The 5,090-nt window shown below is 69.6% G+C and carries 8 protein-coding genes and 1 pseudogene; 4 read left to right on the top strand and 5 right to left on the bottom strand.

Annotated features, from left to right (window positions below; genetic code table 11):
* Positions 1 to 98: 98 nt before the first annotated feature.
* Positions 99 to 326, bottom strand: a complete 228-nt coding sequence (locus tag BL254_RS29735; RefSeq protein WP_047221727.1) for a PEP-utilizing enzyme — start codon at positions 324 to 326, stop codon at positions 99 to 101.
* 99 nt (positions 327 to 425) lie between these two features.
* Here BL254_RS29735 and BL254_RS27525 point away from each other — a divergent pair, with 99 nt between their 5' ends.
* Positions 426 to 605 (top strand): hypothetical protein, encoded by a 180-nt coding sequence (locus BL254_RS27525; protein WP_076845370.1) that lies wholly within the window; start codon positions 426 to 428, stop codon positions 603 to 605.
* Positions 606 to 637: 32 nt separating this feature from the next.
* On the opposite strand, the gene BL254_RS24500 is transcribed toward BL254_RS27525, so the two are convergent.
* The gene (locus BL254_RS24500) at positions 638 to 988 is read right to left on the bottom strand and encodes a hypothetical protein (RefSeq protein ID WP_047221729.1); all 351 of its coding nucleotides are present in this window, start codon (positions 986 to 988) and stop codon (positions 638 to 640) included.
* A 36-nt stretch (positions 989 to 1,024) separates the two neighbouring features.
* Between BL254_RS24500 and BL254_RS24495 the strand changes: the two genes are divergently transcribed.
* Complete coding sequence (locus tag BL254_RS24495) at positions 1,025 to 1,741, top strand: hypothetical protein (protein ID WP_139342502.1); 717 nt, start codon at positions 1,025 to 1,027, stop codon at positions 1,739 to 1,741.
* A gap of 77 nt (positions 1,742 to 1,818) precedes the next feature.
* Here the strand turns inward: BL254_RS24495 and BL254_RS24490 are convergent.
* The 3 genes and pseudogenes from BL254_RS24490 to BL254_RS24480 form a co-directional block, all read right to left on the bottom strand.
* Positions 1,819 to 2,117: pseudogene (locus tag BL254_RS24490) on the bottom strand (helix-turn-helix domain-containing protein).
* Between the two features lie 38 nt (positions 2,118 to 2,155).
* Entirely contained in the window at positions 2,156 to 2,428 is a 273-nt protein-coding gene (locus tag BL254_RS24485; RefSeq protein WP_175648484.1) for a hypothetical protein, read from the bottom strand.
* Positions 2,429 to 2,743: 315 nt separating this feature from the next.
* On the bottom strand, positions 2,744 to 3,976 hold the full coding sequence (locus tag BL254_RS24480; RefSeq protein WP_139342501.1) for a cytochrome P450: 1,233 nt from the start codon (positions 3,974 to 3,976) through the stop codon (positions 2,744 to 2,746).
* Between the two features lie 235 nt (positions 3,977 to 4,211).
* On the opposite strand from BL254_RS24480, the gene BL254_RS24475 reads away from it, so the two are divergent.
* Positions 4,212 to 4,535 (top strand): 2Fe-2S iron-sulfur cluster-binding protein, encoded by a 324-nt coding sequence (locus tag BL254_RS24475; protein WP_076845368.1) that lies wholly within the window; start codon positions 4,212 to 4,214, stop codon positions 4,533 to 4,535.
* On the top strand, positions 4,535 to 5,090 hold a 556-nt coding region (locus BL254_RS24470; RefSeq protein ID WP_175648483.1), incomplete at its 3' end, for an NAD(P)/FAD-dependent oxidoreductase. The genes BL254_RS24475 and BL254_RS24470, both read left to right, overlap by 1 nt.

Here is a 5,090-nt window from a genome sequence, read left to right as displayed (position 1 = left end):
CCCTCTGTAGCCAACCCGCACCCAGCGGATGTCTCACCCGAGACTGACACAGAGGGGCGTGGCGGTCGACTCGGCCCCGAGCCACTGCGTCAGCAGGCTCAGGTCGGGATCACCGCCGGACCCCGGGGGGACAACCGCAAGGCGACCCTCGTGTACGACCCAGCACCTCCRTCGACGATCACTTCGCGCCCGACGAGATCCGCAAGGAATCCCGCCTCGCAGCCCACAACGCACAGCCGGTCCCGCTCCTGACTGACCACCGCGGCGTGCGAGGTGGAGCCAGCCAGCTCTGTGACGATCGCTCGGGCGACAACCATGCCGCGCACGTCGTTGGGTCGGTCGTGGGCGTAGCCAGCACGACATCCGCGCCAGCGTCCGCACAACCCTCAGCTTCGCAGTGTGGACGATCACGAAATTCCCCAGCTGTGAGGGGGRGGCGGGCCGCTGGTGGTCAGCCAGAGGGCGAGGGTGCGCTGGTCGAGATCGGCCAGGGCGGTGCCGTGTTCGTGCAGCCAGGCCAGGAAGTGGATCGCGGCGTGGACCCGGTTCTCGGCGTGGCTGGTCGGGGTGCTCGGGCCGCGGCGATGGTCGGCGCGTCGGTGTAGCCGGTGCAGGACCCGCCAGGTGGTGTAGGTGGTCAGAGCCGGCGGTGCTCGGGCGGGTTGACGTCGGCGATTTGGCGGGTCAGACGCTGCTCGGCGCGAGTGAGTGCCTCGTCGCGGGCCGGGAGTACCTGGTGGGTGACCAGGAGGGTGCGCAGGTAGTCGGCGGCGCGGCGGGGGTGGGCGTCGAGCGCCTCGTGGGTGGCCGGCAGCCGGCCGGTGGCCAGGTCGGCGAGCAGCGCGGCGCCGGCGCCGGTGCGCAGCCAGTTCAGCGCGCTGCGAGGGGTGGGGCTCGCGCAGATGGCCTGGTGGACCCCGGCCGTGGGGACCTCGCCGGTACCGGACCGGCGCTGAGCAGCGCGCCGGCTCGCCGGCTCAGGGTGCACGACGCGCAGCGGCCGCGCGCGAACAGCTTGTCCTCGATGCCGCAGTCGGCGCAGGTGTGGGTGACGGGTAGGCCGGCGCAGTCGGCGCAGGTGGTGGCGTCCGGGCCGGGTGGGTGCACGAGCCGGCGGGTGGTCCCGCAGGACGCGCATGCCCCGCGGGGGCGTAGCGCCGCGGTGCAGCAAGGGTCGCAGACCGGGCCCTCGGGCCAGCGGGCCGCGGGTGGACGGTGGGCGCCGCAGTGCGCGCGGCGGGGGGCGCACGACGTGCAGATCGGCGCGTCGGTGGCGGCGAAGGCGCAGGGACGGCGCCGCCCGCATACCGCGCAGATCGCGGCCGGGAGCCGGAAGCAGTTCACGCAGGTGTCGGGCTGGCTGTCGCGGGCCTGCCGCGCGATCGCGCGGACGGCGCCGCAGACACCGCAGGGACGTCGTGGCCGGTCCGCGCAGCGCGCGCAGAACGGCTGCCCCCGCGTGTCGCGGGTAGCGACCGGTTTGACCACCCCGCAGCGCGCGCAGGCGGTGGCCAGCTGGCGGTGCCGGCAGCGGGGACACAACCCGGCCTGGCCGTCGCGGGTCAGCGGACGGTCGGCGCGGCCGCAGACCGAGCACGCCGGTGCCGGCAGGGCCGAGCCGAGGGCGATCAGCTCGGTCACCAGCCGTCCCACCGCCGGCGGCGCGCCGGTCGACAGTGCGGCCGGACCCGCGGCAAGTGCCTCGGCCAGGCTGCGCAGCGCCGCGCCGTTCATGGCCTGAACGGCGCCCTGAACCACGTCGGCGGGCAGCGACGGGTCGGCGGCGCGCGGCCGCGTCCATCCCCGCCACCGCGCCCATCACGTTCTCGGTGCGGGCGGGCCGGCGACCTGGGCCCGCCGTGGCCGGGGCGGCGTCGGGGAATCCGCCGTGGGCAGCGCCGCGGGCGCGCTCGCGCGCCGGGTCTGTTGTCGGTAGGGCTCGACGAGATCCCCGGGCGCGCAGCCCAAGATGTCGCACAACGCGGCGAGCGTGGCCGGCGACAGGCGCTCCGGGGTGCCGGTGACCAGCCGGTAGACCTGCTCGCGCGACAGCCGGACCCCCGCTCTGCCAGCAGCGGCACCAGCGCGGTCGTGGCGAACAGCCCGTGGTCGGCCATCAGCCGGCGCAGATGCCAGTGATAGCCGACCCGCGCGCTCACCGGCCCGGYCCGCCCGCGCCGTCGAGCACCCGGGCCAACCACGCCTCCAGTTGGGCCGCTGTCCACGACCACGGCCAGCCACCGGTGGCCTCCTGGAACCGGCGCACCACCCGTTCCCGCCCGTCGATAATCGACGATCCCAGCCGGCGGCTGACCTGCTGGCGACGCCAGCCCGCCAGCATCGCGTCGAACAACGCCGGCTCTGCCCGCGGCGGTGTCGCGCCGTCGACAAGCACCAGCGCCGCGCTCCCCGCAGTCCTCGACGCCACCGGCGCCTCCTTGCCCGTTGCACCAGCCGCCACATTGCGGCACCGAACGCAAGGAAACCGGACACAACACTGTGTTGCCAAACGCATCCTTCATGTCATATTGGCAGGTCAAATGACATGACGATCACGTGGTCATGGCGTGGCGAGAAGCCCAGCAGACACCGGAACTCCTGCCGCGCCGCGATCACAGAACCTGCCGAATGATGCATCCACTGCAACTCCGCGCACTTACAACCGGATAGCGGGGTCGTGTCGTGGACAGCGCTGCTGGAGACGGCTGTGATGTGGCGCCCGACGCACGAACACACGAAAGATCTAGCGAGCCAGGCGGACGGGCAGGCTGATGGGCCCGCGCGCGAAGGCCGGGCGGTACGAGGGCGTGAAATCGTCCTGGGACACCTCGAAGGTCGCCAGCTGAGAGATCGCCTTGATACTGGCCTTGATCTCTCGGCGCGCGAGATGGTTGCCGAGGCAGCGGTGAATGCCGGCACCGAAGGCCACGTGCGAAGAAACATTCTGGCGCTCGAAATCCAGAGCGTCCGGGTTCTTGAACTGCGCGGGGTCGCGGTTGGCCGCGGCCCAGTTGAGGAGGACGCGGTCGCTGCCATGCATGGGGCAGCCACTCATCTCAACATCCTCGGTGAGCGTCCGGCCCGCTGTCGGAACGGGTGATTCAAAGCGAAGGAACTCGTCGACAACGCGGCCGAGGCGCTTGTCGTCAGCGGTCGCGAGCTCGGCGCGCAGAGCCTGGTCGGTCGCGAGACGCACTGCAATGCTACCCAGAGCGCCCATCGTCGTCTCCATGCCGGCCATGATCATAAGGTTCAGCGTCTCGATGCGCTGCTTCTCACTCAGCTCCAGGCCGTCGTCGCTCCCCTCCAGCCCCATGTGCGCGATGACACCAGCGAGGTCGTCACGCCGGCCCTGCTCACGGCGCTTGACGAGCAGCTCTGCGCCCCAGYCCAGCAGCCGAGGAGCAACCTCCAGCGCCTTCTCGGGCTGGGTCAGGAGGGTGTTGAGAATCTCGAGCACCCAGCCGATCTCCGATTCCTGCTGCTCGAGATAGGTCTCGAAGAACACGAGAGGAGGCAGCGCCTGCGTGAACTCTGAGATGAAGTCGACCTCGCCCTTGGCGATGCAGCGGCCGAGCAGCGTGTCGACCTTCTCCTGGATACCCGCCTCACCGGCCTGCTGAGCCTCTGCCGTGAAGAACGGGTTGAGTAGACGTCGGATACCGCGGTGCAGTGGAGGGTCGGTCTCCAGCGGGATCATGCGCAGGATGTCAAGGTCGAACTGCACGGGGGCCGCACCCTGGGCGTTGCTGAAGGCCCTCCAGTTCACGCCGGCCGCCATGACGTCGGCGTAGTCGTTGACCACCCAGAATCCGGCGGCCTTGTCGCTCCAGGGCTGGTCGCTCCACACGACCGGGTAGCGGTCGCGTAAGTTGTTCATCCTCGGCCAGAAGTCGTCCGCCAGGGTCGGGTCCAACGGCGTGAAGTGGACGACTTCCTGAGGCTCGTTCTGCGAGGCCTCGGCGGAACTCGTCATGATCATCCTCCTGTGGGTGGCCGGCATGGCAGAGTCCCTTGGCGGTCGCCGAGCCGCTTGCGACCCGCTCCGACCTCTGCCCGAGCATGTGTATCGTACATCACATTCTAATCTCGTCAAGATTCTACACAGAATTCGCTGGCTAGCTCAACACCATGGACAAGACGCCAAATTACAATTAGAATCCGTTGAGCAGTACCATGTCGCCACGTCTACGCGGTGAGGAGACGACCCAGTGCCAAAGGTGACCTTCCTACGTCCCAACGGTGACGCGATCRCCGTTGATGTAGGTGATGGCACCAGCGTCATGCAGGCGGCTGTCGCGCATGGCGTCACGGAAATCGTTGCCGAATGTGGGGGGACGCTCGCCTGCGCGACCTGCCACGTCTACGTCGCCGAGGAGCACATCGACCGGCTGCCGCCCGTCAGCGACGACGAGYAGGAGATGCTCGACTTCACCGCCGCCCCGCGGGAAACCGGTAGCCGACTGTCGTGCCAACTGCCTCTGGGTCCCGACCTGGACGGCATCGTGGTCCGATGCCCGGAGACCCAGTACTGATGGGCTCTTCGACGGTCGTAGTGATCGGTGCCGGCCAGGCCGGCTGTCAGATTGCGTCGTCGCTGCGCGAGGAGGGCTTCACCGGCCGCATCGTCCTCGTCGGTGCGGAGGCCCACCTGCCCTACCAGCGACCTCCGCTGTCCAAGGGACACCTGACCGGCAAGGCCTCGCGTGACGCCCTGTGGCTGCGGCCGGCGTCGTGGTTCGAGGAACAGAGTATCGAGATGCGTACCAGTACACGCGTCACACATCTGGATACCGGTGATCGCAGGGTCCTGCTTCAGAACGGCGAAGCCCTGACCTACGATGATCTTGTGCTTGCGACCGGCGCAAGGAACCGGCGACTTCGGCTGGAGGGCGCCGATCTCGAGGGTGTGCTGTCCCTGCGCACCCTCGACGAAGCCGACGAGGTGAAAGCTCGCCTGGAACAGGCTGCGCGCGTGGTGGTCGTCGGAGGCGGCTTCATCGGGCTGGAAGTCGCCGCGACCGCGGTGCGGCTGGGGAAGCACGCGACGGTCGTCGAGGTCGCCGACCAGATCATGGGCCGTGTCCTGT

Origin of the sequence: Protofrankia sp. BMG5.30 (genome assembly GCF_001983005.1) — a bacterium.
Taxonomy (GTDB): domain Bacteria; phylum Actinomycetota; class Actinomycetes; order Frankiales; family Frankiaceae; genus Protofrankia; species Protofrankia coriariae.
The sequence above is the reverse complement of the archived record's forward strand: the minus strand, read 5'-3'. Positions and strand labels throughout refer to the sequence as shown.

What these genes read in the sequence shown, in the direction of transcription:
- BL254_RS24495 (WP_139342502.1), top strand. Translation starts at nt 1,025, where the DNA reads ATGCCGCAGTCGGCGCAGGTGTGGGTGACGGGTAGGCCGGCGCAGTCG.